Source organism: Micrococcus sp. R8502A1 (assembly GCF_006704135.1).
Taxonomy (GTDB): domain Bacteria; phylum Actinomycetota; class Actinomycetes; order Actinomycetales; family Micrococcaceae; genus Micrococcus; species Micrococcus luteus.
Window position 1 is genome coordinate 15,686 of record NZ_VIGS01000006.1, and the last position, 25,597, is coordinate 41,282.

General features: G+C 75.1%; 24 protein-coding genes. 7 read left to right on the forward strand and 17 right to left on the reverse strand.

Annotated elements, in window-relative coordinates; genetic code table 11:
- Positions 1–109 precede the first annotated feature (109 nt).
- Complete coding sequence (locus FLM69_RS02315; RefSeq protein WP_036384763.1) at positions 110–355, forward strand: superinfection immunity protein; 246 nt, start codon at positions 110–112, stop codon at positions 353–355.
- A gap of 16 nt (positions 356–371) precedes the next feature.
- Here the strand turns inward: FLM69_RS02315 and FLM69_RS02320 are convergent, their stop codons facing one another.
- Together FLM69_RS02320 and FLM69_RS02325 are read right to left on the reverse strand one after the other, a co-directional pair.
- Positions 372–920 carry a hypothetical protein gene (locus tag FLM69_RS02320; RefSeq protein WP_036384770.1) on the reverse strand — a complete coding sequence of 183 codons (549 nt, stop codon included), beginning with the start codon at positions 918–920 and terminating at the stop codon, positions 372–374.
- Positions 921–979: 59 nt separating this feature from the next.
- On the reverse strand, positions 980–3,085 hold the full coding sequence (locus FLM69_RS02325; protein WP_141842877.1) for an NADPH-dependent 2,4-dienoyl-CoA reductase: 2,106 nt from the start codon (positions 3,083–3,085) through the stop codon (positions 980–982).
- A gap of 149 nt (positions 3,086–3,234) precedes the next feature.
- Between FLM69_RS02325 and FLM69_RS02330 the strand changes: the two genes are divergently transcribed.
- The 3 genes from FLM69_RS02330 to FLM69_RS02340 all read left to right on the forward strand — a co-directional run bounded on the left by FLM69_RS02330 (position 3,235) and on the right by FLM69_RS02340 (position 5,389).
- Positions 3,235–3,711 carry an NfeD family protein gene (locus tag FLM69_RS02330; RefSeq protein ID WP_036384775.1) on the forward strand — a complete coding sequence of 159 codons (477 nt, stop codon included), beginning with the start codon at positions 3,235–3,237 and terminating at the stop codon, positions 3,709–3,711.
- A 52-nt stretch (positions 3,712–3,763) separates the two neighbouring features.
- Positions 3,764–4,954 (forward strand): SPFH domain-containing protein, encoded by a 1,191-nt coding sequence (locus FLM69_RS02335; RefSeq protein WP_141842879.1) that lies wholly within the window; start codon positions 3,764–3,766, stop codon positions 4,952–4,954.
- Between the two features lie 87 nt (positions 4,955–5,041).
- Positions 5,042–5,389, forward strand: a complete 348-nt coding sequence (locus FLM69_RS02340) for an RNA polymerase-binding protein RbpA (RefSeq protein WP_141842881.1) — start codon at positions 5,042–5,044, stop codon at positions 5,387–5,389.
- A 75-nt stretch (positions 5,390–5,464) separates the two neighbouring features.
- On the opposite strand, the gene FLM69_RS02345 is transcribed toward FLM69_RS02340, so the two are convergent.
- The 10 genes from FLM69_RS02345 to FLM69_RS02390 all read right to left on the reverse strand — a co-directional run bounded on the left by FLM69_RS02345 (position 5,465) and on the right by FLM69_RS02390 (position 16,889).
- Positions 5,465–6,196 carry a polyprenol monophosphomannose synthase gene (locus FLM69_RS02345; RefSeq protein ID WP_141842883.1) on the reverse strand — a complete coding sequence of 244 codons (732 nt, stop codon included), beginning with the start codon at positions 6,194–6,196 and terminating at the stop codon, positions 5,465–5,467.
- A 90-nt stretch (positions 6,197–6,286) separates the two neighbouring features.
- A complete protein-coding gene (locus tag FLM69_RS02350) occupies positions 6,287–7,381 on the reverse strand; it encodes a hypothetical protein (RefSeq protein WP_141842885.1) in 1,095 nt (364 codons plus the stop codon).
- A 19-nt stretch (positions 7,382–7,400) separates the two neighbouring features.
- On the reverse strand, positions 7,401–10,391 hold the full coding sequence (locus tag FLM69_RS02355) for an RNA helicase (protein ID WP_141842887.1): 2,991 nt from the start codon (positions 10,389–10,391) through the stop codon (positions 7,401–7,403).
- Positions 10,392–10,465: 74 nt separating this feature from the next.
- Entirely contained in the window at positions 10,466–11,323 is an 858-nt protein-coding gene (gene tatC, locus FLM69_RS02360; RefSeq protein WP_020627219.1) for a twin-arginine translocase subunit TatC, read from the reverse strand.
- A 20-nt stretch (positions 11,324–11,343) separates the two neighbouring features.
- Positions 11,344–11,601: a twin-arginine translocase TatA/TatE family subunit gene (locus FLM69_RS02365; RefSeq protein ID WP_002855080.1), complete on the reverse strand. Its 258-nt coding sequence runs from the start codon at positions 11,599–11,601 to the stop codon at positions 11,344–11,346.
- A gap of 37 nt (positions 11,602–11,638) precedes the next feature.
- The gene (locus FLM69_RS02370; RefSeq protein ID WP_141842888.1) at positions 11,639–13,738 is read right to left on the reverse strand and encodes a YafY family protein; all 2,100 of its coding nucleotides are present in this window, start codon (positions 13,736–13,738) and stop codon (positions 11,639–11,641) included.
- An 11-nt stretch (positions 13,739–13,749) separates the two neighbouring features.
- Positions 13,750–14,145, reverse strand: coding sequence for an FKBP-type peptidyl-prolyl cis-trans isomerase (locus FLM69_RS02375; protein WP_010078659.1), 396 nt, complete (start codon positions 14,143–14,145; stop codon positions 13,750–13,752).
- 32 nt (positions 14,146–14,177) lie between these two features.
- Complete coding sequence (locus FLM69_RS02380; protein ID WP_141842891.1) at positions 14,178–15,269, reverse strand: FKBP-type peptidyl-prolyl cis-trans isomerase; 1,092 nt, start codon at positions 15,267–15,269, stop codon at positions 14,178–14,180.
- Between the two features lie 37 nt (positions 15,270–15,306).
- Positions 15,307–16,701 (reverse strand): Pup--protein ligase, encoded by a 1,395-nt coding sequence (pafA, locus tag FLM69_RS02385; RefSeq protein WP_141842893.1) that lies wholly within the window; start codon positions 16,699–16,701, stop codon positions 15,307–15,309.
- Positions 16,698–16,889: a ubiquitin-like protein Pup gene (locus tag FLM69_RS02390; protein WP_115164939.1), complete on the reverse strand. Its 192-nt coding sequence runs from the start codon at positions 16,887–16,889 to the stop codon at positions 16,698–16,700. Before FLM69_RS02390 ends, pafA begins: the two co-directional genes overlap by 4 nt.
- Before the next feature lie 124 nt (positions 16,890–17,013).
- Here FLM69_RS02390 and FLM69_RS02395 point away from each other — a divergent pair, with 124 nt between their 5' ends.
- Both FLM69_RS02395 and FLM69_RS02400 read left to right on the forward strand, forming a co-directional pair.
- Positions 17,014–17,478 carry a pyrimidine dimer DNA glycosylase/endonuclease V gene (locus FLM69_RS02395; protein ID WP_098092764.1) on the forward strand — a complete coding sequence of 155 codons (465 nt, stop codon included), beginning with the start codon at positions 17,014–17,016 and terminating at the stop codon, positions 17,476–17,478.
- A gap of 40 nt (positions 17,479–17,518) precedes the next feature.
- Positions 17,519–18,112, forward strand: a complete 594-nt coding sequence (locus FLM69_RS02400) for a cyclodeaminase/cyclohydrolase family protein (RefSeq protein WP_141842895.1) — start codon at positions 17,519–17,521, stop codon at positions 18,110–18,112.
- A 15-nt stretch (positions 18,113–18,127) separates the two neighbouring features.
- Here FLM69_RS02400 and dop read toward each other — a convergent pair whose 3' ends face one another.
- The 5 genes from dop to FLM69_RS02425 are packed head-to-tail and all read right to left on the reverse strand — an operon-like array spanning position 18,128 to position 24,552.
- On the reverse strand, positions 18,128–19,855 hold the full coding sequence (dop, locus tag FLM69_RS02405) for a depupylase/deamidase Dop (RefSeq protein WP_141842897.1): 1,728 nt from the start codon (positions 19,853–19,855) through the stop codon (positions 18,128–18,130).
- A complete protein-coding gene (gene arc / locus FLM69_RS02410) occupies positions 19,852–21,606 on the reverse strand; it encodes a proteasome ATPase (protein ID WP_141842899.1) in 1,755 nt (584 codons plus the stop codon). The genes dop and arc overlap by 4 nt, the downstream gene beginning before the upstream one ends.
- The gene (locus FLM69_RS02415) at positions 21,607–22,671 is read right to left on the reverse strand and encodes a tRNA (adenine-N1)-methyltransferase (RefSeq protein ID WP_012750880.1); all 1,065 of its coding nucleotides are present in this window, start codon (positions 22,669–22,671) and stop codon (positions 21,607–21,609) included.
- A 16-nt stretch (positions 22,672–22,687) separates the two neighbouring features.
- The gene (locus FLM69_RS02420; protein ID WP_049147714.1) at positions 22,688–23,815 is read right to left on the reverse strand and encodes a site-2 protease family protein; all 1,128 of its coding nucleotides are present in this window, start codon (positions 23,813–23,815) and stop codon (positions 22,688–22,690) included.
- Positions 23,812–24,552 carry an HAD family phosphatase gene (locus FLM69_RS02425; RefSeq protein ID WP_141842901.1) on the reverse strand — a complete coding sequence of 247 codons (741 nt, stop codon included), beginning with the start codon at positions 24,550–24,552 and terminating at the stop codon, positions 23,812–23,814. Before FLM69_RS02425 ends, FLM69_RS02420 begins: the two co-directional genes overlap by 4 nt.
- 91 nt (positions 24,553–24,643) lie before the next feature.
- Between FLM69_RS02425 and FLM69_RS02430 the strand changes: the two genes are divergently transcribed.
- A complete protein-coding gene (locus FLM69_RS02430) occupies positions 24,644–25,594 on the forward strand; it encodes a proteasome assembly chaperone family protein (RefSeq protein ID WP_052833426.1) in 951 nt (316 codons plus the stop codon).
- Positions 25,595–25,597 lie beyond the last annotated feature (3 nt).

Consider the following 25,597-nt stretch of genomic DNA (forward strand, 5'->3'; position numbering starts at 1 on the left):
GAAGGGGAGGCGAAGAACAGGCTAGTTGACATAATGTACATTATCGGCGCACCACAGGACGGCGGACAGGGGCGCCCTGCACGGCGGGTCTCGCGCGTAGCCTGGACCCATGACGATCATGACTGACCAGCGCGACCGCCCCCTGCACGCGACGATCGCCGTCGTCTTGGCCATCGTTACGGCGGGTTATCTGGCTCCGTGGGCCGTCGCCGCCGTCCGTGGCCGTTCCAACGTGTGGGCGGTGTTCTGGGTGAACCTGCTCACCGGGTGGACCGTCCTCGGCTGGTGCATCGCGCTGTACATGTCGCTCACCAGCCATCGCCGGCTGCGGTCCTGGGGTCCGCGCGGCCTCTGACCGCGCGGACCGCCCCTCAGGTAAGACGCGCGACGACGGCCCGCACACTGTCTCCCTCGGCGATGAGGCACCGCGGGCCGTCGACGTCCGCCTCGTCCGTCTCCGACAGCTCGACCGGCACCTCGAGCTCCCCCGTCGCATCGGCGCCGATCACGCGGAGGGTGAGATCCGGGGCGCGCGTCTCGAGGTAGGTCCCGGACTCGTCGTGCATCTCGAGCCGGGCCTGCGGAATCTCGCCGCGCACGCCCGCCGCGAGGATGCGGCGCGCGTCCGGATCGGTGGCGGCGTCCACGACCCAGCGGCGTCCCAGGACGGAGTGCTCCGCCTCGGCCACGACGTCCCCCTCGGCGGGTGCCTCGCCACGGTAGGCGAACGCGGTCTGGTAGAGCCGATCCCCCACGCGCACGAGCATCGACTCGACGCCGATCTCGCCGGCGGGATCGTCGAGCCGGTACGAGCCGACCTTCTCGGCGGTCACGTCCTCGGGCAGTCCGTGCGCCACGAGCCGGCGGCGGATCCATTCGGGCTTGTCCGGGTCCAGGCGTGCGGTGTAGATGAGAGCCATGCCCCGACCGTAGCCCCGACGTCGCTCGCCCGCGAGGGCCCGCCGGCCCGCGGCACGGCTCAGCCCTGCACGGCCCGCACGGCGTGGTCCATGGCCCGGTAGGCGTCGAGCTCGCGGGCTTCGGCGGCTCCGCCGATCAGACGCACCGACTCCGGCGCGTAGCCCGCGGCCACCAGGTCCCCGACGAGATCCGTCTCGGACTCCTGCCCGGCGCACACGACGACGTCCGTCACGTCCAGGGTCAGCGCCACGCGGGTTTCAGGGTCCTCCGGGGACGGCGCGGTCACGCGCAGGCCGTCGAGGCCGAGGCCCTCGTAGGTCACACCGGAGTGCAGGTGGACCCCGTGCCGCCGCAGCTCGGCGCGGTGCACCCAGCCGGTGGTGGGGCGCAGTCGGACGCCGATCGGTCCGGGGCTGCGCTGAAGCAGGTGGACCTCGCGTCCGGGGTGGGCCGCGGCCGGCTTGGCCAGCTGGCCCGGCGTCTGAGAGGTCAGGGCCACGCCCCAGCGGGCCCGCCAGTGCTCCTGCGTCTCTGGTGTCCCGTCCGGCCGTTCCGTGCCGGCCGCCAGGGCCTCGGCGACGTCCACGCCCACGCCGCCGGCGCCGATCACCGCGACGCGCGGACCGACGTCGACGTGCCCCAGGACCACGTCGTCGTACGCATGGACGGCGGGCGCACCCGGCTCCCCCGCCCCGGGCAGAGCGACGGACCGGGGCCGCACGCCGGTGGTGAGGAGCACCTCGTCGTAGCCCGGCCGCCCGTCGTCGGTCAGGAGTGTCTGTGCGGACACCTCCTCTCCGGTGACGAGCGTCACCCCGGATGCCGCCGCGCGGGCCGCCAGGTGCTCCAGCGCGGGACCGAACTCCTCCTTGCCGGGGATGCGCCGGGCGAGCCGGAACTGCCCGCCGGGCTCGGCGTGCCGGTCGAACAGGGTGACCTCGTGCCCGAACCGGGCCGCACGCTCCGCGGCCGTCAGGCCCGCCGGCCCGGCACCGACCACGGCGATCCGGCGACGGCGGCCGAGGGCCACCGGGACGGGCGCGGCGTACGCCGGCTCCGTCTCCCGCCCGGCGCGGGGGTTCATCAGGCACGAGACCTTGGCCCCGGTGAACACGTGGTCGAGGCAGGCCTGGTTGCAGGCGATGCACGGCGTCAGGGTCCGAGCGCGCGGGTCGCTGATCGCGGCCATCCAGTTCGGGTCCGCCAGCAGGGGCCGGGCCAGCCCGACGAGCGCGGCGGCCCCGGACGTCAGCGCCTCCTCCGCCTCGGCGGGGGTGGTCAGCCGGTTGGAGGCGATCACGGGGATGTCGACGGCGGCGGTCAGGTCAGCCGAGGCGGCGAGGAACGCGGCGCGCGGCACGGAGGTCACGATGGTTGGCACACGGGACTCGTGCCACCCGATGCCGGTCATCAGGACATCCGCTCCGGCGGCCTCGAAGGCCCGGGCGGTGTCCGCGATCTCCGCGCGGGTCTGCCCGTCGGGGACGAGGTCCGCCGCCGAGGTGCGCACCGAGAGCACGCCGCGCTCCCCCAGCGCCTCGCGCACGGCCGCGACCACCGCCACCGGGAACCGGCGTCGGCGCTCGGCGTCACCCCCGTACTCGTCCGCGCGTCGGTTCGTCGCCGGGGCGAGGAACTGGTTGAGGAGGTAGCCCTCCGAGGCCATGATCTCTACACCGTCGTATCCGGCCTCCAGGGCCAGCGTGGCCGCGCGTGCGAACGCGTTCACGGTCCGCTCGATGTCCGCGGCCGTCATCTCCCGGGGCGTGTGCCGGGAGATCGGGGCTTGCACCGCGGAGGCCGAGACCAGGTCGGCACTCGGGGCGTAGCGCCCGGCGTGCAGCAGCTGGGCCAGGATCCTGCCCCCGGCGGCGTGGACGGCGTCCGTGACGACGCGATGGGCGCGCGCGTCCTGCTCGCTGGCGAGCATCCCCCCGCCCAGCGTCACCGTGCCCTCGGGGACGACGCCCAGGCCGCCGGTGACGATGAGTCCGACGCCGCCGCGTGCCCGCTCCGCGTAGAACGCCGCCAGCTGCGGCAGGTCGTCGTGCCGATCCTCCAGTCCCATGTGCATCGAGGCCATGACCACCCGGTTGGGCAGCGTGAGGGGGCCCAGGGTGATCGGCTGGAGCAGGGGCGAGACCGCGACGGGTGTAGATGTCATGCAGCTCACATTACCGGGCGGTAGCCCCCTCCTTCCAGGACCGCCTGGGGACACGCTGTGTCCGGCGCCACTGCGTAGGGCAGGATGGGGATCACACGTCGACGCGCGGCAGACCCGTCCGCGCACCCGACACGGAGGGGAGCGCACGCATGGAGTGGATCGAGGCGAACGCGGGCTGGCTGTGGCTGGTGCTGGCCGCCGGCCTGGCCGGCGTCGAGCTGCTGACCCTCGACCTCGTCTTCCTGATGATCGCCGCCGGGGCCGGCGCGGCGGGGGTGGTCGCGCTCGTGGGCGGCCCGCTGGCGCTCCAGCTCGCGGCGTTCGCCGCCGTCGCCCTGCTGATGCTCGCCGCCGTGCGCCCCGTCGCGCTGCGCCACCTGCGCAAGGACACCGGCGCCGGCGCCTCGTACCTGGACACGCTCCCGGGGCGCCGCATCGCGGCCCAGGGCGCGATCACCGGCGACGCCGGCACGCTCGCCGTCGACGGCGACACCTGGTCCGCCCGCGTCGAGCCCGGGGCGCCCGAGGTCGCCCCCGGCGATGAGGTGACCGTCCTGCGCATCGACGGGGCCACCCTGGTGGTCCGTCCGCTCCCCCGCATCGACTGGGAGGCGGACGGCGCCTGAGCCACCCCACGTCCTCGTTCCGACCGCACCGACCCCAGAAGAAGGGACCCCGATGGAAACCCTCATCGTCCTCGTCGTCCTCGCCGTCCTCGCGGCGGTGATCGTGGCCTCCTCGGTCAAGATCATCCCGCAGGCGCGGACGGCCAACATCGAACGCCTCGGCAAGTACAACCGCACGGCCGGCGCCGGGCTGACCCTGATCATCCCGTTCGTGGACCGCATGCTCCCGATGGTGGACATGCGCGAGCAGGTCGTCTCCTTCCCTCCCCAGCCGGTGATCACCGAGGACAACCTCGTCGTCTCCATCGACACGGTCGTCTACTTCCAGGTCACGGACGCCAAGGCCGCGACCTATGAGATCGCCAACTACATCCACGCGGTGGAGCAGCTCACCACCACCACCCTGCGCAACGTCGTGGGCGGCATGAACCTCGAGGAGGCCCTGACCTCTCGCGACTCCATCAACTCCCAGCTGCGCGGCGTGCTGGACGACGCCACCACGCGCTGGGGCCTGCGGGTCTCGCGGGTGGAGCTCAAGGCCATCGACCCGCCCATGTCCATCCAGGACTCGATGGAGAAGCAGATGCGCGCCGAGCGCGACCGCCGCGCCGCCATCCTCACCGCCGAGGGCACGAAGCAGGCCGCCATCCTCACGGCCGAGGGCGAGCGCCAGTCCCAGATCCTCTCCGCCGAGGGCGAGGCTCAGGCCCGCGTGCTGCGCGCCAACGCCGAGGCCGAGGCGATCGAGGTGGTCTTCGACGCCATCCACTCCGGCGGCGCCGACTCCGAGGTCCTGGCCTACCAGTACCTGCAGTCCCTGCCCAAGATCGCCGACGGCCAGGCCACCACCATGTTCGTGGTCCCCGCCGAGCTCACCCGCGCCCTGCAGGGCCTCGGTGAGGCGTTCGCCCCCGGCGACGGCGACCGCCCCACCCCGGAGCACGCACCCCGGCGTCGGGACTCCGGGGACCGCGCGGGCGAGTCGGGAGCCGAGCACGCCGGCGTCACCCCGGAGCGCGCGCGGCGGCCGCGTGGGTCCCGGCCCACCACCGCGGACGCCCTGCGCGCCAGCGGCGTCATGGACGCGATGACCGCCGGCGCGGTGACGGCGGAGGACATGCCGCAGACCTCGCTCGACGAGGCCCTGGCCACCCCGCAGGAGATCGAGCCCGACCCGTCGGCCGGCCGCACCCCCGGCACCCGCCCGGCCGGCGAGGCGGACGGGAATGCTGTGGGACACTGAATGGTTCCATCAGTGAGGACGACCCGCCGCGCCTCGATCGGCCCGCGCCCCCGCGCGGGCCTCGGCGCGGCCTGACGAGGAGGAAACGTGAGCGATCGCAGCCTGCGGGGCATGCGCCTGGGCGCGCAGTCCCTGGAGTCCGAGGCCGGCGTCGAGCCCGCCGCCCGGCAGCGGGTGGAGTACCGCACGGAGGACGGCGAGCAGGTGTTCGTGACCTTCTCCGTGGAGGCAGACGTGCCGGCCACCTGGACCTCGAAGACCGGCAAGGAGGCGTTCCTCGTCAGCGGCGAGAAGCCGGCTGAGACCGAGGGCAAGCCCGTGCGCACCCACTGGGACATGCTGCGCGAGCGCCGCAGCCTCGAGGAGCTGGAGGAGACCTACAAGATCCAGCTCAACAAGCTGCGCGCCAGCCGCGGCGAGGACGTCAACGCCTGACCCGCCGCTCCCCCATGCACGACGGGGCCGGATCCGCCATGGATCCGGCCCCGTCGTCGTTCGGGGCTGTGCGCCTCAGAGTCCGAGGCGGGCGCGCAGGCCCTCCCAGCGCGCGGCCAGGCCCCAGCGGGTCACGTTGACCACGGCCTCGCCGATGATGCCGCCGCTCATCTTGGACTCGCCGAGCTCACGCTCCACGAACGTGATCGGGACCTCGACGATCCGCTTGCCGAGCCGGGCCGTGCGGAAGGTCATGTCCACCTGGAACCCGTAGCCCTTGGACTCGATCGCGTCGAGGTCGATCGCACGGAGCGTGTCGGCCCGGTAGGCGCGGTAGCCCGCCGTGATGTCCGTCAGGTTGAGGCCGAGCATGATCCGCGGGTACAGGGACCCGGCCCACGAGATCATCTTGCGGGAGGTCGGCCAGTTCACCATCTTGCCGCCCGGCACGCGGCGCGAGCCGATCACCAGGTCCGCGGTGCGGACGGCCTCCAGCAGGCGCGGCAGCTGCTCGGGCTGGTGCGAGCCGTCCGCGTCCATCTCGACCAGGACGTCGTAGCCGCGCTCCAGGCCCCAGCGGAACCCGGCGATGTAGGCGCCGCCCAGGCCGTCCTTGGTGGTGCGGTGCAGCACGTGCACGGAGGGGTCCTCGGCGGCGCGGGTGTCGGCCCAGTCGCCGGTGCCGTCCGGGGAGGCGTCGTCCACCACGAGAACGTCGGACTCCGGGACGGCGTCACGGAGTCGGCCGAGGGTCAGCGGCAGCGACTCGATCTCGTTGTACGTGGGGATGATGGTCAGCACGCGCATGTGCGGTTCTCGCCTTCCGGCCGGGGTCGTGGGGGCGGCCCGCCGGTCGGACGGGCCATCGCATCCGTTCGAGTATAGGAAGCGGAGGTCTCAGGCCGGCGTCGCGCCATCGCGCGCGTCGCGGGCCACGTCCTCCGCGGCGATCCGGCCGTCCACCCAGGTGGCCCGCCAGCGGGGCAGGGCGGTCTCGGCGTCGAGGGCCGGCAGCAGCGGCGTGCCGGCTCGGGTGTCCGTGCTCCACGCCGCCACCCGGCCGTCCGGCGACTGCACAGCCACCGCGTCCGCGTCCCAGACGCCGAACACGGCCGGGGCCGACACGCTCAGGCGCGGGGCGACGGACAGGCCGGCCGCCGGAGCGTCGGGCAGCGCGCGCAGCGGGGTGCGGGTCGCGGCGGCGAAGGCGGAGCGGGCGGAGATGCGCTCGTCCGGGTCGGGGTGGGACAGCGCCGACCGGACGGCGGCCCACGGGTCCCCGGCCGGGCCGGCGCCCAGGCACACGGAGACGGCGTCGGCCAGCAGGCTCGCCACGGGGGCGTGCAGCACGCCGTCCGCGTCGGGGACGACGGTGGCGCTGACCCCGGCGGCGGCCAGGAAGGCGCGGTCCTCGGCGGTGACCGAGTGGGTGACCACGAGCCGATGGCGCACGCGGCCCAGGGCGGCGGTGCCGAGTTCCTCCGCGACCGAGCGCAGGGCGGTCAGGGCCACGTCCTGGGCGGCGGGCCCGGCGTCCGCACCGCCGTCGGGGACGAGGTAGGCCTGCTCCCCCGCCTGGGTCGAGGCCGTCAGGAGACCGGCGAGCGTGGCGGGGTCGGTGCCGGTCCCGACGGGCAGCCACACCCCGGCCGCCTCGGCGTCCACGCGGTCGGCGTGCCGATAGACGACCGTCTGGACGTCCTCGTCGGCGGGCCCGGCGCCCGTGTCCTCGGGCCCGGCCAGGATCGTCACGACGGCGGTGCCGCGGCTCAACGCGTCCCGCGCGTCCGCGGGCCGGGCCAGCGGCTCGACGAACACCGGCACGACGACGGCGCCGTCGAGGTCCCGCCGTTCGTCACCCGGGTCGGCCACGCGGTCCGCGGAGTCGTCCGCGCCGAGCCAGGCGATCACCCCGTCCCGGACCAGCAGCGCCTGTGCGTACGGGTCCGTCGTCGAGTGGATGATGCCGTGGGTCAACAGGTGTGCGCTCACCCGCCCACCCTAGCCCGTGTCAGTCCTCGTCCGCGCGCGGGGCCGAGGCCGCCGGCAGCGAGGTGGCCACGACGCCGCGGGAGACGAGGTCCGCGGCCCGGCGGCAGGCACGGCTGCGACGGGCGTCCCCGGGGACGTTGGCCAGCTGGTCCAGCACGTCGATGACCTGCCGCGCCCAGCGGACGAAGTCGCCCGCGGCGAGGTCCGCGCCCTCGAGGGTGCGGCGCAGGGTGGCCCCCCGCACCCAGCGATGCATGGGCGCCACCAGCCCGGGGTCCGTCCGGGGCGTGGGCTCGAGCCGTGCCTGGGCCTCGTCCGTGCGCAGGCGCTCCTCGATGCGCTCGGCGGCCTCCGCGACGCGCGCGAGCCGCGGGGTCGGCATCGGGACCAGTCCGGGCTCGGCCTCCCCCCTGCCCTGGTACACGAGCAGCGCGGCGACGGCGGCCCACTCCTCCGGCGTCAAGCCGTCCGTGGCCGGATCCTGCAGCACCAGCGAGGTGAACAGGTCCCGCTCGCCGTAGATCCGGCGCAGGGCCTCGCCGCGCTCCGTGAGCGCCGCGCGGGGCGAGGACGCGTCCTCCTGGACGTAGCCGTAGGCGCGCAGCAGACCGACGACGCGGTCGAACGTGCGGGCGATGGTGTTGGTGCGGCCCGCGATGCGCTCCCGCAGGACGGAGACCTCCCGCCGCATGGCCCACCAGCGGTCGCCCCAGCGGGCGTGCTCCTCGCGGTCCTGGCAGCCGTGGCACGGGTGGCGGCGCAGTGCCCGGCGCAGCTCCTCGACCCGGGGCGCGGCCGGGTCCTCCCGGAGGCGGAAGCCCGCCGTGCGGCGGCCTCCGGCGGGCGGGCGGCCCGTGCGCACGGCCTCGCGCATGAGCGCGGCGACGTCCTTGCGCTGCGCGGGCGTCTTCACCTGCACCACCTGGGGCAGGGCGGCGCCGGCCACCGGCTCGACCGGCCCGGCGACGTCGTCCACCGTGATGCGGCGCAGCTGCGCCTTGTCCGTCACGACGCCGACGCGCGGGTTCTGGAGGTTGCCGGCGGGGAACACGACGACGGCCCGGCCGAGCGCGCGGCCGGCGTCGAGCTCGACGACGTCCCCGACCGCGAGGTTCGCGAGCGAGTCCTTCACGGCGGCCAGGTGGGCCCGACGGCGCCCCTGCGAGCCGGACTTCTCCGCGGCCGCGAGCTCCTTGCGCAGGGTGAGGTACTCGGCGAAGTCGCCGAGGTGACATTGCATTGCCTCCTCGTACTTCTCGAGGCTGGCCTGCTTCGAGCGGACCTCGCGGGCCAGCCCCACCACGGAGCGGTCCGCCTGGAACTGGGCGAACGAGGACTCGAGGATGCCCCGTGCCCGCTCCGCCCCGACCTGTGCCAGCAGGTTCGCGGACATGTTGTAGGTGGGCCGGAACGAGGAGCGCAGCGGGTAGGTGCGGCGCGAGGCCAGGCCCGCGACGGCGGCCGGGTCCAGCCCGGGACGCCACATCACCACGGCGTGGCCCTCGACGTCGATGCCGCGGCGGCCCGCCCGGCCCGTCAGCTGGGTGTACTCCCCCGGCGTGATGTCGACGTGGTTCTCGCCGTTGAACTTGACCAGCTTCTCGATCACCACGGAGCGGGCCGGCATGTTGATGCCGAGGGCGAGGGTCTCCGTGGCGAACACGGCCTTGAGCGCGCCGGCGGCGAACAGGTCCTCGACGGCCTCCTTGAACGGGGGCAGCATGCCGGCGTGGTGGGCCGCGAAGCCCCGGGACAGGCCGTCCCGCCACGCCCAGAACCCGAGGATCTCCAGGTCCTCGACGGGCAGCAGGCGCGCCGCCTCCTCGACCCGCTCGGCCACGAGCGCCTTCTCCCGCGCCGTGGTGAGGTCGAGCCCGGCCCGCAGGCACTGCTCCACGGCGGCGTCGCAGCCGGTCCGCGAGAAGATGAAGGTGATGCATGGCAGCAGCCCGTCGCGGTCGAGGACCCGGATCATCTCCGGACGCGACGTGGACAGCCGCGGTCCGCGCCGCGGGCCGCCGTCGTGACCGCCCGGCCGACCGGAGACCGGCCGCTCCCGGTCCAGTGCGGACGAGCCGGTCCGGCCCCGGCCGCCGTCGCGACCCGTGTGCCGGCCGCCCCTGGCCCGCCCCTTCGTGCCGCCCCCGCGCCCGTCGCGGTGCTGCTGCCGCCCGGGGCGCCCCCAGTCGGCGCGCTGGAACCGGCGCTCGGCCTCCTCCCCCAGGCGCTTGAGCTCGGGGTTGAGCAGGGCCTCCCCGTCCCGGTCCGCGGCGTCCTCGAAGGCGATGTCCTCGGCGAACAGGTCGTAGAGCCGGCCCCCGGCCATGATGTGCTGCCACAGCGGCACCGGCCGGTGTTCCGAGACGATCACGGTGGTGGCGCCCCGGACCGTGTCGAGCCAGGCGCCGAACTCCTCGGCGTTGGACACCGTGGCGGACAGGGAGATCAGCTGCACGTGCTCGGGCAGGTGGATGATGACCTCCTCCCACACCGGTCCCCGGAACCGGTCGGCGAGGTAGTGGACCTCGTCCATGACGACGAAGCCGAGGTCGATGAGGGTGTCCGACTGCGCGTACAGCATGTTGCGCAGCACCTCGGTGGTCATCACGACGACGGGCGCGTCCGGATTGACGGAGGTGTCCCCCGTGAGCAGGCCGACGTTCTCCGCGCCGTGCACGCGGGCGAGGTCCGCGTGCTTCTGGTTGCTGAGGGCCTTGATGGGGGTGGTGTAGAACGCCTTCGTGCCGCGGGCCAGGGCCAGGTGGACGGCGAACTCGCCGACCACCGTCTTGCCGGCACCGGTGGGCGCCGCGACGAGGACGCCGTGGCCGTCCTCGACCTCGGCGCACGCGCGGCGCTGGAAGTCGTCGAGGGGGAAGCCCACGCGTGCGGCGAACCGGCCGAGCTCGGAGCCGGCATGGTGCCGGGCCGCCCGGGCACGGGCGTAGCGCTCCGCCGGGCTCAGCTCGGGTTCGTCGTGCGGGGTCGCGGACGCGGGATGGTGGGCCATGGCCCCACCCTACTGGCGGGTCCGGACGCCGTCGTGGTCGTGCGTCCGGGCGGGAGGGCTGCGGCGGGCGCCGCTCAGATCTGATCGAGCGGCTTCGGGCCTTCGGCGAGCTCCGCCTCGACGTCCACCTCGCGCTGCCCCGAGCGGCGGTCACGACGACGGTCCCCCCACAGGCACAGGACGATGGCCACGCCGAAGAGGACGACGAGCGGGATCGCCATGTAGAACATGGAGATGGCGTCCGCACCGGGGGCGGCGATCGCGGCGATCAGCATGATCACGAAGACGGTGATGCGCCAGTGGTGGACGATCGTGCGGCCCGGCAGGATGCCGAGCATGTTCAGTCCCACCAGCAGCACCGGCAGGACCATGGCCACGCCGAACGCGAGGTAGAGACGCGTGACGAAGCTGATGTACACCGACGCCGTCGGGAGATTCGCGCCGCCCTCGGGAGTGAAGCCCACGAAGAACTGGACGGCCTGCGGCATCACGAGCCACCCCAGCGCGATGCCGAAGATGAACAGGGGCACGGCCGCGGCGATGAAGCCCAGGGCGTACTTCTTCTCGGCCTTCTTCAGACCCGGCACGATGAACGCCCAGATCTGGTAGAGCCAGACCGGGCTGGACAGGATGAGCCCGATGAACATGCTGACCTTGAGCATGAGGTCGAACGGCGAGGCCACCGTGTCATAGGCGACGGCCGCCGTGTGCCCCTGGCTGGCGATCTCCTTGACCGGGCGGAACAGCTCCGCCATGACCGGCTGGTAGACGAGGAAGCCGACCACCATGCCGACCGCGACGGCGAGTCCCGACTTCAGCAGTCGGTTGCGCAGCTCCGTGAGGTGCTCGCGCAGCGGCATCTCGCCGGTGGGGTTGTCCCGCCGCTTCCGGCGGCGCCGGGTGCGGCGGGCGACCTCGTCGACCTCGGTCATCGGGTGGGGGTCCTTCCGGCTCAGCGCGGGTCGCGCGGGTCGGTCTCGTCACGCTCGACGACGCGGCCCTCGACCGGCTCGTCCGCGGCGGTGGAGCCGGCGCCGGAGCGCTCGTCCGTGGTGCCCTTGCCCTCGGTGCGCATCTGCTTCACCTCGGAGGAGAAGATGCGCATGGACTGGCCGAGGTTGCGGGCCATCGCGGGCAGCTTCGGCGCCGCGAAGAGCAGGATCGCGAGCAGGATGATGATGACGAGCTGCCAGCCCTGGAGTCCAGCCATGATGAAGGGTCCTTTCGATGGGGTTCCGGGGTCCAGGCTACCGCGCCGGCAGGGCCGCGAGGGCATCGCCCAGCGCGTCCGCCACGGACGCCCGGAGGTCGGCGGGGGCCAGCACCTGGACGGCTCCGCCGTGGCGTCCGACCAGCGCGGCGGCCACGCCGGCGTCGGTCAGATGCACCCGGGTGAGCCGGTCGCCGTCGGGCAGATCGGCCTGGGCGTCCGGGCGGTAGCCGGCGGCCGCGTCGCGGACGGGATGGGCCCAGCGCAGCAGCACGGGCACCCCCGCGGCGTCGTCGGGATGGACCCGCCAGCGCGCGGGCCTTGCCCGGGCGGCGAACGTCTCCCCCGTGGGTGCGGGCGCGCTGATCCGGTCCACCCGGAACACCCGGTGGTCCTCGGCGCGACGGCACCACGCCTGCAGGTAGAGACGCGCCCCGTCCTGTACCAGGGCCAGCGGCTCCACGTCCCGCTCGGTGAGGGCGTCGGCATGCACGGAGCGGTAGGTCAGGTGCACGACGGCCCGCTCCGCCACGGCGGCCAGCAGGGTGCGCACCGTCGCGGGGTCCACGGCCACGTCCCAGTGGGCGGCGACGGCGACCGGGGGCTCGCCGGCGGTGTGCGCCTCGGCCTCCCGGAGGGCGGCGTCGTCCGCGTCGTCCGCGTCCGGGGCCCCCGCGTCCAGGACGGCGGCGCGGATCCGGCGCTGGGCGGAGCGGGCGGCCTCGCGGTCGGCCTCGTCCAACACCGGCAGGTCCGCGACCGTCTGCAGGGCGGCGACGAGGCTGTGCGCCTCGGGGCGCGTCAGCCGCACGGGACCGGCCAGGTCGGCGGCGCGCTCCACGTGGACGCGGCCGGCCACCTCCGCCACCTCGAACTGGAAGCCGGGGAAGTCGCGCTCGGGCATGCCGCAGTAGCGCAGCGTCTCGAGGTCGGCGTCGAGGCGCTCGTCGGTGACCCCGAGACGCGCGCGCAGCTCCGCCCGGTCCACCCCACCGGCCCGGTTGGCCAGCCCCACGATGTCCAGCAGGCGGCCCACGAGGTCCTCGCTCGAGTCGCGGGCGCGGCGCCGGACGGGCGCGGCGAGCGCCACCTCGAGCAGGGCCGGGTCGGCGGGACCGGCGTGGGTCTCCGCCGCGGCGGCCAGGCCCGCGCGGACGCGGTCGGTCAGGTCCGGGTGCGCGGCCGAGGGCACGGCCCGGCCCAGCAGGCCGCCGATCTCCGCGGCGAGGCCGTCCTCGCGCGGCCCGGCGGGGGCCTCCCAGAGCTCCCAGTCGGGTCCCGGTGCGGCGCCGTCCTCGACGCGGGGCTCGGCCGGCTCACCGACCGCGCGGACGCCCTGACCCCGGCCGGGCGCGAGCCACACCCGGACCCGCTCGGCGTCGGCCTGCCCGGCCAGGCGCGCCACGAGGCCGGCGTGGTCGTGGTCCTCGGGACGGCCGGGGGCGTCCGTCGCCCGCTCGACGCGGCGCGGCTCCCCCTCCATCCGGGTGAGCCGGAAGCTGCGCTCGGCGCCGCGGTCGAGGTCCCAGCCGGTGAGGTACCAGCGGCCGCGCACGAGGGTGAGGAACCAGGCCCGCACGGTGCGCCGGGTGGCCCGCCCCCGCGCGTCGCGGTAGGGGAAGCGCAGCACGGCCTCGTCGGCCACGGCCTGGGTGAGGGCCTCGAGCCGGGGGTCGGCCCGGGGCATGAGGGTGTGGTACCCGGCCAGCTCGTCATCGCCCGTGAGGTCGGTGGCCGGCTGGAACAGCAGGCCCACGGCGCGGACGACGTCGGCGCGCAGCGGCGAGTCGCCCCACAGGCGCCGCGCCCGCACGAGGGCGCGGCGCTCGTCCACGGTCAGGTCGAGGTCGCGCAGCAGCAGCGCATCGCGGACGACGCGGTGCCGCACCCCCGCCTCGCCCTCGTCGAAGCCCGCGGGTTCGAGCGTCTCCAGCGGGACCCCCACGGCGCGCAGCACGCGGCGGTCCCGCTGGAAGAGCTTCTCGAAGGCGGCGTCCGTGAGCCCCTCATAGCCGACGACCTGCCGTCGGATCCGGTCACGCTCGAGACCGTGCGGTGCCGAGAGCAGCAGCCACAGCAGCGAGATGATGCGCTCGGCGGCCTCGTCGCCGGCGCGCCGCGGGGCGGGTGGGGTCACGGGGCCCGGGGTCAGTCGACCGAGACGAGGTCGCAGACGAAGATGAGCGTCTCGTTCGGCCCGATCGCGGAGCCGGCGCCGCGGGCGCCGTAGCCCAGGTGCGGCGGGATCTCGAGGCGGCGGCGGCCGCCGACCTTCATGCCGAGCAGGCCCTGGTCCCAGCCGGCGATGACCTGGCCGACGCCGACGGTCAGGGGCAGCGGGGTGCCGCGGTTCCACGAGGCGTCGAACTCCTCGCCGGTGGACCAGGCCACGCCCACGTAGTGGACCTGCACGCGGGAGCCGGCCTCGACGGCCGGGCCGGAGCCCTCGATCAGGTCCTCCACCACGAGCTCGGTGGGCGGGGTCTCGCCCGGGAAGTCGATCTCGGGCTTGGTGCGGTCGTAGTCGCGCTGTCCGAAGGACACGGTGCTCTCCTCTTGGGTTCTCGTGGACGGGGTCAGTTCGCCGACGGGGTGGCGGACGCCTGGGCGTCCAGGATGTCCACCACGAACAGCAGGGGCTCGTTCTCGCCGATGTCCGGCGGGCTGCCCTGCTCACCGTAGGCCTTCTCGGCCGGGATCGACAGGAGGACGCGCGAGCCCACCTTCTGGCCGGCCAGACCCTCCTTCCAGCCCTCGATGACCTGGTTGAGGGAGAACGTGATGGCCTGACCCGTCTCCCAGGACGAGTCGAAGACCTCACCGTCGGACCACGTCACGCCCTCATACTGCACGGTCACGGTGTCGTCCGCGCCGACCTCGCGGCCCTCGCCCTCGATCAGGGGCTGGACCACCAGCTCCTGGGGCGCCTCGCCGTCGGGCTTCGCGATGCTCGGCCGGCCGCTCTCCTCGTCCACGGTGACGTCGGGCAGGCGCTCGTCCCGCTCGGTCACCTCTTCGCCCTCGGCCTGCTTCGGCAGGATGGCGTCGATCTTGTAGACGAACAGCTGGGCGGGCTGCGTCTGGGTGGAGGGGGAGGCACTCGGCGACGCGCTCTCGGTCTGCGGGACGGAGACGTCGTACTGGGGGCTGTACGCGGCGACGATCGTGCCGGCACCGCTGCCCACCAGCATCTCGTGGATCTCCGGGTTCATGGACTTGAGCTGGTCGTCCACGGGCACGGCCTCCGGTTCGCCGCTGAAGTTCTCGGCGACCACCTCGCCGCTGGCCGGATCGACGACGGCGATCGACATCTTCAGGACGTCGCCCTCCTGCACCTGCTCCCCCTCGCCGGCGGTCAGCACCCGCGTGGTGGGCTGGTCGGTGTCGATCTCCCCGTCGATCTCGACCGTCGGCGCCCCGCCGTCGCCCTCCGTGAAGGTGACACCCGTCAGGGCGTCCGGCTCCCCCTGGCCCTCGCCGACGGCCGCCCGCTCGGGGGCGGCCGACGTGGAGGCCGACGCGGCGTCGCTGTGGGGCTGGTCCGCGCCGTCGTCGCCGGTGGCGCAGGCGGTGGCCAGCATCAGGCCCGCGGCGCCGAGGGACAGCAGCGGCAGCAGGCGGCGACGGCGGCGGGCCGTCGGGGGCTGGGGGGTCTCGAACGAACTCATGCGGGTCACCCTAACGGCGCGTCCTGGACGCGCGCTGTCAGGCGATCCGCTCGAACAGCCGGTCGACGGCGGCCGACGACGTGTCGAACGGGTCCTTCGTCACGATCGCGTGCAGCGGATGGTCGGTGAGCTTCAGGGTCGTCCAGTCGACGGCGTAGTCCAGGCCGCGCTCCCGGGCGCGGGCCACGAAGTCCGCGCGCACGCGGGCCCGGGTGGTGGGCGGGGCGGTCTCCACGGCGGACCGGGCGGCGTCCTCGGGCAGCAGGCGCGCGACGGCGCCGCGTCGCAGCAGCATGCGGAACAGCCCCCGGTCGGGGTCGATGTCGTGGAAGGCCAGGTCCAGCTGGGCGAGGCGGGGCGCGTCCCAGCCCAGGTCGTGGCGGGCCCGGTAGTCCTCCAGCAGGCGCAGCTTGATCGCCCAGTCGATGCGGTCCTCGATGCGGGACCGGTCACCGGTGCGGACGGCGTCGAGCACCTCGCCCCACAGGGTGAGGACCTCCCCCACCCGGTCGTGGTGGGCACCCTCCGCGGCGACGAAGGCGCGGGCCCGCTCGAGGTAGTGCTCCTGCAGCTCGAGGGCGGAGGCCTCCCCCTCCCGGAGCGCGATGCGGGCCGTGCCGGTGAGGTCGTGGGAGATCTGCCGCACCGCACGGGTGGGGTGGGCGACGACGCGGTCCCCGAGCGGGAAGCCCGCCTCGATCATCCGCAGCAGCAGGTCGGTGGCGCCGAAGCGCAGCAGGTGGGTGTGCTCGGAGAGGTTCGTGTCCCCCACGATCACGTGGAGGCGCCGGTACTCGGAGGCGTCCGCGTGCGGCTCGTCCCGCGTGTTGATGATCGGCCGGGACCGCGTGGTGGAGGAGGACACGCCGTCCTGCACGAAGTCGGCGCGCTGGGAGAACGCGAAGTGGGCCGGGCCCTCGCCCTCGGGCCACGTGCCGGCGGGCACGACGCGGCCCGCGCCCACGAGGATCTGCCGGGAGACGAGGAACGGGACGAGCGCCTCGGTGAGCCGCCGGTACTCGGTGCGCCGGCGCAGCAGGTAGTTCTCGTGGGAGCCGTAGGAACTGCCCGAGGAGTCGGCGTTGTTGCGGTAGAGGTGGATCCGGCCGCCGACCCCGTCCGCGGCCATGCGCTCCTCGGCCTGGACCACGAGGTCGTGCAGCAGCAGGTCCCCCGCCCCGTCCGAGGCGATGAGCTCGTCGAGCGTCGAGCACTCGGCGGTCGCGTACTCGGGGTGGGACCCGACGTCGAGATAGAGCCGGGAGCCGTTGGCCACGAACACGTTCGAGGACCTCCCCCACTCGACCACGGGCCGGAAGAGGTAGCGGACGACCTCTTCGGGGCTGAGCGGGCGCCCCTGCGGGTTCCAGTGCTGGACGCCGTACTCCGTCTCCAGGCCGAAGATCCGGCGGGCGCGGTCCGCGTCGGTCACTGGCCGCCCTTCTGGACGAAGCCCTTGACGAACTCCTCGGCGTTGGACTCCAGCACCGAGTCGATCTCGTCCAGCAGGCTGTCCAGGCCCTGGTCCTGGGCCGCGGGCTTCACGTGCGCCTGGCCCGCCGCGGCGTCGGTCTCGTCGTCGCCGCCGGACGGGCGTGGGCGGATCTGCTCCTGGGACATGGTGGCCTCCTCGTGCGTCGACGCGGGTCGGTGTGCTCCGTCCGCGTCCACCCATCCTGCCCCACGCGCGGGCCACGTTTCAGCCCCACGTCCCCGGGTTGCCCCACGCTGGCAGGATGGGGGCATGCGCCTGTGGACCCTTCACCCCCGCCACCTCGACCGTCAGGGCCTGACGGGCGCCTGGCGCGAGGCCCTGCTCGCGCAGGCCGTCCTGGCCGGCCGCACGCGCGGGTATCGGGACCACCCGCAGCTGCTGAGGTTCCGGGAGCACCCGGACCCGTCCGGCGCCGTCGGCGCGTTCCTCTCCGGCCTCGAGGCCGAGGCCACGGCGCGCGGCTATCGCTTCGACCACTCCCGGATCGACCGGCCGTGCCCCGCCCCCGACGGCGCGGTGTGCATCCCGCCCGCCGGTCTCGCACCGATCCCGGCCACCACGGGCCAGCGCGACCTGGAGTGGCGTCACCTGTGCGCCAAGCTGGCCGCGCGCAGCCCCGCCTGGCTCGAACGGTGGTCGGACACGCCCGTTCCCGACGTGCACCCGCTGTTCACGATCGTCCCGGGGCCGGTCGCCTCCTGGGAGCGCGCCTGAGGGCGGGCCGCGGTCGGGTCCGGTCTGGCACCGTGGGGGCATGATCCGCGACGAGAGCATCGAGGGATACCTGCGCCGCCTCGCCTCCGGCGAGCCCACCCCGGGCGGCGGCGCAACGGGCGCGCTGGCGATCGCCGAGGGCGCCGGACTGCTGGCCATGGCGGCCCGGTTCAGCGCGGCCGAGGAGGACGCCCGGGCATCGGAGGGCCTGATCGCGGCGTGCCTCGGCCTCGCCGACGGCGACGAGCGGGGCTTCGGCGCCGTGGCCGAGGCGTTCGGGCTGCCCCGCGACACCCCGGAGGCCCGGTCCCGGCGCTCGGCCGCGATCCAGGCCGCCCTGGCCGAGGCCGTCCGGCCACCCCGCGGGATCGTCGACGCCGCCGAGCGTGCACTGGACCTGGCCGAGCGTGTGCTGGACGCGGCGAACCCGAACGTGCTCTCCGACGTCGGTGCGGCGCTCGGCTGCGTCCGGGGCGGCCTCACCGCCGCCGCGGTGACCCTCGAGACCAACCTGGGCCCCCTCCGCGACGAGGGCCTGGAGGGCATCGTGCGCGCCGACGTCGACCGGACGGACCGTCTCGTCGCGCGGGCGGACGCCCTGCTGGGCCGCGTGCGCGCGGCCGTCACGGGCTGAGCGCCCGCCCTCGCCTCAGGCCCGCGCGCCGAACAGCGGCGGCAGCGTGGCCACGAGCGCCTCGTCGTCGGGCCGGGGCGCGGCGGCGTCCTCCCACCAGCCGGGCAGGTCGACGGCGGCGCCGACCAGCGGCTCGGCCAGGTGCAGCCGGTGCACCCGCTCCCCCGCCCCGCGCAGCAGCAGCGTCTCCCACGCGGCGCCGGCCACGCGGTCACCGTGGCGGCCCACGAGGTTGCCGCGGGTCCACGCGCGGGTGGCCCGCGGCGGCGTGGCGACGGCGGCACGGATCTCCGCCTCATCGGCGAGCGTCCGGAGGGCGCCGGCGGCCACGAGGCGGCGGTGCAGGGAGCGGGCCGGGCGCAGGTCGGCGTACTGCAGGTCCACCATCGCGAGGCGGGGGTCGGTCCAGTCCGCGCCCGTGCGGGCCCGCAGGCCCTCGAGGACGCGCAGCTTGGCCGCCCAGTCGACGCGGTCGCTCAGGGACAGCGGATCCGCGGTGGCGTCGTCGAGGTCGACGGCCCAGGCCTCCAGCACCTCGCGCGTCTGCGGATCCGTCACCCCGAAGGCGGCGCAGTGGGCGCGGGCCGCGTCCAGGTAGGACCGCAGGATCCGCAGCCCGGTCCAGTGCCGGCGCACGGGGCCGTCCGCGGTGCGTTCGAGCAGCGGCACCGTGGCCCGCAGACCCGGGTCGTGGCTGATCGTCTGCAACGCGGCCACCGGGTCGTCCAGGGTGAGCCGGGGCGCCGTCCCGGCCTCGGCCATCGCGAGGACGAGCGCGGTCATGCCCATCCGCAGCCACGTGGCGTGCTGGCTCAGCGTCGCGTCGCCGATGATCACGTGGAGCCGGCGGTAGGCCTCGGGACGGGCGTGCGGCTCGTCCCGCGTGTTGACGATCGGCCGGTGGATCGTGGTCTCCAGTCCCACGGGCTCCTCGAAGTAGTCGGCCCGCTGCGACAGCTGGAAGCCCGGCCGCTCCCCCGCCGGGCCGAGGCCCACGCGGCCCGCGCCCACGAGCACCTGCCGCGCCGCGAAGAACGGCAGCAGGACGGCGGTGAGCTCCTCGAAGTCGAGGGACCGGGCCACGAGGTAGTTCTCGTGCGCGCCGTAGGACTGGCCCTTGCCGTCCACGTTGTTCTTGTAGACCAGCACCTCCGGGGCGCCCTCGGCCTGGCCGATGTGCTCGGCCGCCGCCTGGGCGACCAGGTCCCCGGCGGCGTCCCACACCATGGCGTCCCGCGGGGTGGTCGTCTCCGGCGACGAGTACTCCGGGTGGGCGTGGTCCACGTACCAGCGCGCGCCGTTGGCCAGCACGGTGGACAGCAGCAGGTGCACGGGCTCCCCGTCCGGGCCCACGAGCGCCTCGTCGGTCAGCTGCGAGGGGTGCGCGGCCGAACGCGGCAGCCGCCAGCCGCGGGCGTCCACGAGCGGCGACTCCCCCGTGTAGTCCCACTCCGTGCCGGCCACCGCCGATCCGGACCGGGTGACCAGGTCCGCGTACGCGTTCACGAGCTCGACCGAGAGCACGCTGTGGTGCGCCCCCGGGTTGGCCGGCGCGTGGATGCCGAACTCGGTCTCCGTGCCCATCACCCGGTGCACGCCCCAGCCGGCGGCGTCCCTCCCGTTCGGGGGCACGGCCGCGCCGTGGAACAGCCGGCGCTGGCCCTCGAAGGCGGGGGTCGGACCGACATCGACGGCGACGGCCCGGGCGAAGCCGTCCGCGGCCCCGCGGCCGAACGCGCTCATGCCCCGACCCCCCGGACCATGCGCAGCGAGCGCAGCCGAGGACCGCGCCAGCCGGAGGTGCGCGCCCACTCGGCGGGCGCGACCGTGGCCAGCAGGTCCGTCTGGTCCTCCAGCACCGCGGCCACGGCCTCGCGCAGGTGGCCCTCGCGGACGCCGAGCGCGGCCGGGGCCTGGCCGGCGGCCAGGTAGTCGCGCACCGCGTGCCGCTTGGCGCGGTCCACGACGTCGGCCACCACGGCGCCCGAGACGAGGTCGGCCAGGTGCAGGGCGTGGGTCGTGCCGGACACGTCCGTCAGCTCCGCCAGCGCGGTGTCCGCGCCGCGGTCGTAGAGGGCGGCGACCGTCCGGGCGATGAGCGTCGCGCGGGCCGCGTCCGCGGAGCCGGCCGCGGCGACGTCGTCGGCGTGCAGGGGCACGTCCGCGGTCAGGTGCTTGGCCATGATCTCCGCGGCGCCGGCGGCGTCGGGACGGTCCACGCGGATCTTCACGTCCAGTCGGCCGGGGCGGAGCACGGCCGGGTCGATCATGTCCTCGCGGTTGGAGGCGCCGATGACGATCACGTTCTCGAGGGCCTCGACGCCGTCGATCTCGGTGAGCAGCTGCGGGACGATCGTGGTCTCCACGTCCGAGGAGACGCCGGAGCCGCGCGTGCGGAACAGCGACTCCATCTCGTCGAAGAAGATGACCACGGGGAAGCCGGCGTCGGCCTTCTCGCGGGCCCGGTCGAAGATGACGCGGATCTGCCGCTCGGTCTCGCCCACGTACTTGTTCAGCAGCTCGGGCCCCTTGACGTTGAGGAAGAACGAGCGCTCACCGTCCGCGCTGCGGGCCGAGAGGGCGTTGGCCACGGCCTTGGCGAGCATGGTCTTGCCGGTGCCGGGCGGGCCGTACAGCATGATCCCCTTGGGGGCGCGCAGGCCGTGCTCGCGGTAGACCTCGGGGTGCAGGAACGGGATCTCAACGGCCTCGCGGATCCGGTCGATCTGCGGGCCGAGGCCGCCGATGTCCTCGAACGTGACGTCCGGGACCTCTTCCAGCAGCACCTCGTCCACCTCGGACAGCTCGATCCGCCGCAGCGCCCATTCGACGCGGGCGTCCACGGTGACGGCGTCCCCGTGGCGCAGGTCGACGCCCTCCAGTGCGGGCGCGCGCCGCACCACGCGCTCCTCGTCCGCCGTGCCGGCCAGGACGAGGCCGCCGTCGGGCAGCGCCTCCTTGACGCGCAGCAGCTGACCCGACCCCGTGCCCGGGGCGACGCCGACGATCGAGCTGGACTCGTCCAGCAGCACCTGGGCGCCGGGGGTGAGGCGGGCGGCGTCGAGCAGCGGGGAGACCGTCACGCGCAGCCGCCGGCCGTTCTGCACGACGTCCGCTCCCCCGCGCACCACGGCGCCGGTCTCCACGCCCTCCTCGGGCTCGCGCGGGGCGTGGACGGCCTCGAGGGTGGCGAAGGTGAACGGCGGATGCGTGACGGCGTCCAGGTTCTCCTTGAGCGTGGTGATCTCGGCGCGCGTGGCCTCGAGCAGCTCGACCATGCGCCGGTTGTTGCGGGCGGCCGTCTGCGTCTGGGCCTCGGCGGCCCGACGGCGTTCGCTCAGGCCGGCGGCGTGCCGCTGGGCGGACTGCAGCTGGTGCCGCAGCCGTTCGGCCTCGGCCTGGGACTGCCGCAGCAGCTCCCGCGCCTCGGCGAGGCGCTGCTCGGCGTGCTCCGTGCCTGATTGCGCGTGGTGGTCCACCGGTGCTCCGTCCACTCAGTCCTGCTCCCCGGTCGGGGTCCTCCCACCGTACGCGTCCACGCCCTGCTCGGCGGCGCGTGACCGCGCGGCCATGAGACGGGCCTCCTTCGCCGCCTTGCGCGCCTTCTTGTCCGTGACCGGCCGTTCGCCGAGGGCCTCGGGCGTCCACCGGGCCTCGTCGGCCGGCTGCCAGGCCTCGACGTCCTCGGCCTTGAACTCGGAGACCTTGGAGCGCTTCTTCAGACGCAGCGCCTCCTCGCCCGAGGCCAGGCGGCGGGCCGTGAGGAGGAAGCCGGTGTGCGCGACCATGCGGTGGTCGGGGCGCACGGCGAGCCCGTCCAGGTGCCAGCCGCGCACGAGGGTCTCGTTGGCCTCGACCTGCGTGAAGCGGCCCGAGTCCCGGATGGCCTCGGCCACGCGGGAGAGCTGGGTGGCGGTGGCCACGTAGTTCAGCCACACACCGCCGGGGGCCAGGACCTCGGCGACGGCGTCGAGGCACTCCCAGGGGGCCAGCATGTCCAGGACCACCCGGTCCACGGAGCCCGGCTCGTGGACCTTGGGCATCTCCTCCTGCGCGTCGCCGAGGTGCACCGACCAGGCGGGGTGCTCGGCGCCGAAGAAGGCCTCCACATTGGCCCGGGCGACGTCCGCGAACTCCGGGCGGCGCTCGTAGGAGTGCAGGCGCCCGTGGTCGCCCACGGCGCGCAGCAGGGACATGGACAGGGCGCCGGAGCCCACGCCGGCCTCGACCACGACGGCGCCCGGGAAGATGTCCGCCTGCTGCACGATCTGCGCCGCGTCCTTCGGGTAGACCACCGTGGCGCCGCGGGGCATGGACAGGACGAAGTCGTTCAGCAGGGGGCGCAGCACCTGGTACGGCTGGCCGGCCGAGTTCTCGACCACGACGCCCTCGAAGCCGCCGATCAGGTCGTCGTGCCGCAGCACGCCCTGGTAGCTGTGGAACTCCCCGCCGGGCAGCAGGGTGATCGTGTTGAGGCGGCCCTTCGCGTCCTTGATCTGCACGCGCTGGCCGGCCCGCAGGGGGCCGCGGCGCGCGCTCACGCCGGTGGGTTCGGTCATGGGGGGCTCCTTCGGTTCAGGGACGCCGCGTCGCGTCGACGGCGGCGAGGATCGTCTCGCGGGGCACCACGGAGCGCACGAGGCCGTGCGCGTCGGTCAGCACCCACACGGGGGTCTGGGGGTCGGCCAGGCGGGCGGCCAGGTCGGGACCGGCGGCGGGGACGTCGTCGCGGACGAGGACGGCCTCCGGGGCCAGCGCGACGGCGACCGCGGCCAGGGCGGTGGTCGTGCGGCGCGCCGGGGTGAGGCCCGCCGCGGCCGTGTGGTCCAGCACGCCGCGGGGCCGACCGGCCCCGTCCACGGCCACGACGGCGCGGCGGCCGCCGTCCGCCTGGGCCAGGGCCTCGGCGACGCTGAGGTGCTCGGGCAGGGCGATGGCGGGCGCCTCGACCTGCTCGAGCCGCAGGGCCTCCAGCCGGCGGCTCCAGCGCCCGTGGCGCACGGCGTCGTCCGCGCCCCGCCACAGGGTGAGGGCGACCCAGGCCACCAGGAGGACGACGAACAGGTCCGGCGCGCGGCCCGCGAGGGTCGGGGGGCCGAGCACCGCCGCGAGGACGCCCACCGCGACGACGCGCCCGGCCCAGCCGGCCGCCTCGACGCCACGGGCCCGGGAGCCGGTGGCGGCCCAGACGGCGGACTCGACCATGCGGCCGCCGTCGAGCGGGGTGCCCGGCAGCGCGTTGAACGCGGCCAGGAGGAGGTTGGCCCACACCGTGACCTCGAGCAGCAGGGCGGGAACGGACGGGCCGGGCACGGCGCGGGCCGCCAGATGGGCGAGGCCCGCGAGCACGAGGTTCGCGGCGGGGCCGGCCATCGCGGTGAGGACCGTGTCCAGCGGTCGAGCGGACGGGCTGCGGAACTGGGTGTGCCCGCCCCACAGGGTGAGCGCGATCTCCTCGGTGCGCTGGCCGAAGGCGCGGCCGGTGAGGGCGTGGGCGGCCTCGTGGACCAGGACGGAGAGGGCCAGGAGCACGGCGTACCCCAGGGCGACCCCGTAGGCGACGCTGCCGATCGCGGGCAGCGCGCGCTGGATCTGCGGGCCGAACGCGAGGGTGATGACCGCGGCGATCAGGAGCCAGGACCAGGACAGGCGCACCGGCGCGCCGGCGATCGTGCCCAGCCGGACGGAGGCGGGCCCGCTCATCCGGCCCCGTCCGCCCCGGGCCCGCGCGCGGCGGCGATCCGGCGGACCGCGGCGAGGTCGGCCGGCGTGCGGCCGGCGAGCGTCGTCCACTCGACGGTCGCGAGCCCTGCCGGCAGCGGCAGCACGCTGGGCACGCCGACCGTCGGCAGGCCCGCGGCCACGGCCGCGCCGACGCCCACCGGGGAGTCCTCGACCGCCACACAGTCGGCGGCCGTCAGCCCCGGTGTCCGCTCGGCCAGCAGCTGCAGGCCCAGCCGGTACGCCTCCGGGTCGGGCTTGCCCCGGGAGACCATGTCCCCCGAGACGACGACGTCCAGCGTGCCCGCCGGCGCCCGCTCGGCCAGCGCGCGGGCCAGCGGGGCATGGGACATCGTCACGAGGGCGCCCGGCACGCCGGCCTCGGCGAGCGCGACGAGCAGCTCCCGGGCACCCGGCCGCCACGGCACCCCGCCGACGACCCCCTGGACGACCTCGTCCATCGTCAGGTCGATGATCCGCTGCACGGGCAGGTCCAGACCGGCCTCCTGCAGGCGGCGCGCTCCCTCGTCCAGAGGGCGTCCCACGAGGGAGGCGGCCAGGTCCTCCGACCAGGTGCCGCCGTGCTCGACCACCAGCCGGCGCTGGACGGCGTTCCACAGGGGCTCGGTGTCCACGAGGGTGCCGTCCATGTCCCACAGGACGGCGCGCGGCAGGCGGCGGGCACGGTCGTCCGGGGCGGGCGCGGGGTGGCGGGGCATGGAGTGCATCCTATCGAGCGCCGCCGCCGGGGTGTGCCGGGCGGGTCGCGGGCCGTGACCCCGTCGTCGGGCCGTGTCTAGGCTGGCCGCCATGACCGACGCTACCTCCGAGGACCAGCCGGACGACGTCCTGGGCCCGCTGCGGACCCACCTGACGGCGACCGTGGACGCGCTCGAGGCCGGGCGGCGGGCCCCCACGGTCCTGCTGCTGGCCTTCGAGGGGTGGAACGACGCCGGGGAGGCCGCGACCGGGGCCCTGGGCGCGCTGCGGGAGCAGTGGGACGCGGCGGACGCGGGACGGGTGTGCGACGGCGAGTTCTACGACTACCAGGTCACTCGACCCCTGGTCCGGCGCGACGCCGACGGGCTGGGGACGCTGGACTGGCCGGCGGTCACCCTGCACGAGGCGCTCCTGGACCGGGAGGGCCGGCCCGTCGCGGGCGAGGCTGCCCCGCCGGACGGGGTGCGTGTGCTCCTCGCCGTCGGCGTGGAGCCGAACGTGCGGTGGCGCGCGTTCCTCGAGGAGCTGTTCACGGCGGCCGACGCGCGTGACGTGGACGCCGTCGTGACGCTGGGCGCGCTGCTGGCGGACGTGCCCCACACCCGGCCCCTGCGCGCCCGCCCGACCTCGCCGCTCGTGGACGTGCGGGTGGCCGTCGGCGCGGACCGTCCGGTCTACGAGGGGCCCACCGGGATCATCGGCGTCATCGCGGACGAGGCCGCACGCCGCGGCCTGCCGAGCCTCTCACTGTGGGGGACGGTGCCCCACTACGTGGCCCAGGCGCCCTCCCCCAAGACGCTGCTCGGGCTGGTCGAGGCGGTCGAGGACCTGCTGCACGTGAGCGTCTCCACGCGCGGGCTGGAGGACGACGCGAGGGCATGGCAGCGCGGCGTGGACGAGCTGGCCGCCGAGGACCCCGACGTCGCCGCCTACGTCCGGCAGCTCGAGGAGGCCCAGGACACCCAGCAGCTGCCGGAGGCCTCGGGCGAGTCGATCGCGCGGGAGTTCGAGCGCTACCTTCGCGGGCGCGGCGGACGCTGACGC

What these genes read in the sequence shown, in the direction of transcription:
- FLM69_RS02425 (WP_141842901.1), bottom strand. Translation starts at nt 24,552, where the DNA reads ATGCCCCGCCACCCCGCGCCCGCCCCGGACGACCGTGCCCGCCGCCTG.
- FLM69_RS02430 (WP_052833426.1), top strand. Translation starts at nt 24,644, where the DNA reads ATGACCGACGCTACCTCCGAGGACCAGCCGGACGACGTCCTGGGCCCG.
- FLM69_RS02320 (WP_036384770.1), bottom strand. Translation starts at nt 920, where the DNA reads ATGGCTCTCATCTACACCGCACGCCTGGACCCGGACAAGCCCGAATGG.
- FLM69_RS02420 (WP_049147714.1), bottom strand. Translation starts at nt 23,815, where the DNA reads ATGAGCGGGCCCGCCTCCGTCCGGCTGGGCACGATCGCCGGCGCGCCG.
- FLM69_RS02400 (WP_141842895.1), top strand. Translation starts at nt 17,519, where the DNA reads ATGATCCGCGACGAGAGCATCGAGGGATACCTGCGCCGCCTCGCCTCC.
- FLM69_RS02395 (WP_098092764.1), top strand. Translation starts at nt 17,014, where the DNA reads ATGCGCCTGTGGACCCTTCACCCCCGCCACCTCGACCGTCAGGGCCTG.
- FLM69_RS02355 (WP_141842887.1), bottom strand. Translation starts at nt 10,391, where the DNA reads ATGGCCCACCATCCCGCGTCCGCGACCCCGCACGACGAACCCGAGCTG.
- FLM69_RS02345 (WP_141842883.1), bottom strand. Translation starts at nt 6,196, where the DNA reads ATGCGCGTGCTGACCATCATCCCCACGTACAACGAGATCGAGTCGCTG.
- tatC (WP_020627219.1), bottom strand. Translation starts at nt 11,323, where the DNA reads ATGACCGAGGTCGACGAGGTCGCCCGCCGCACCCGGCGCCGCCGGAAG.
- FLM69_RS02365 (WP_002855080.1), bottom strand. Translation starts at nt 11,601, where the DNA reads ATGGCTGGACTCCAGGGCTGGCAGCTCGTCATCATCATCCTGCTCGCG.
- FLM69_RS02325 (WP_141842877.1), bottom strand. Translation starts at nt 3,085, where the DNA reads ATGACATCTACACCCGTCGCGGTCTCGCCCCTGCTCCAGCCGATCACC.
- FLM69_RS02335 (WP_141842879.1), top strand. Translation starts at nt 3,764, where the DNA reads ATGGAAACCCTCATCGTCCTCGTCGTCCTCGCCGTCCTCGCGGCGGTG.
- dop (WP_141842897.1), bottom strand. Translation starts at nt 19,855, where the DNA reads ATGAGCGCGTTCGGCCGCGGGGCCGCGGACGGCTTCGCCCGGGCCGTC.
- FLM69_RS02390 (WP_115164939.1), bottom strand. Translation starts at nt 16,889, where the DNA reads ATGTCCCAGGAGCAGATCCGCCCACGCCCGTCCGGCGGCGACGACGAG.
- FLM69_RS02330 (WP_036384775.1), top strand. Translation starts at nt 3,235, where the DNA reads ATGGAGTGGATCGAGGCGAACGCGGGCTGGCTGTGGCTGGTGCTGGCC.
- FLM69_RS02380 (WP_141842891.1), bottom strand. Translation starts at nt 15,269, where the DNA reads ATGAGTTCGTTCGAGACCCCCCAGCCCCCGACGGCCCGCCGCCGTCGC.
- FLM69_RS02415 (WP_012750880.1), bottom strand. Translation starts at nt 22,671, where the DNA reads ATGACCGAACCCACCGGCGTGAGCGCGCGCCGCGGCCCCCTGCGGGCC.
- FLM69_RS02315 (WP_036384763.1), top strand. Translation starts at nt 110, where the DNA reads ATGACGATCATGACTGACCAGCGCGACCGCCCCCTGCACGCGACGATC.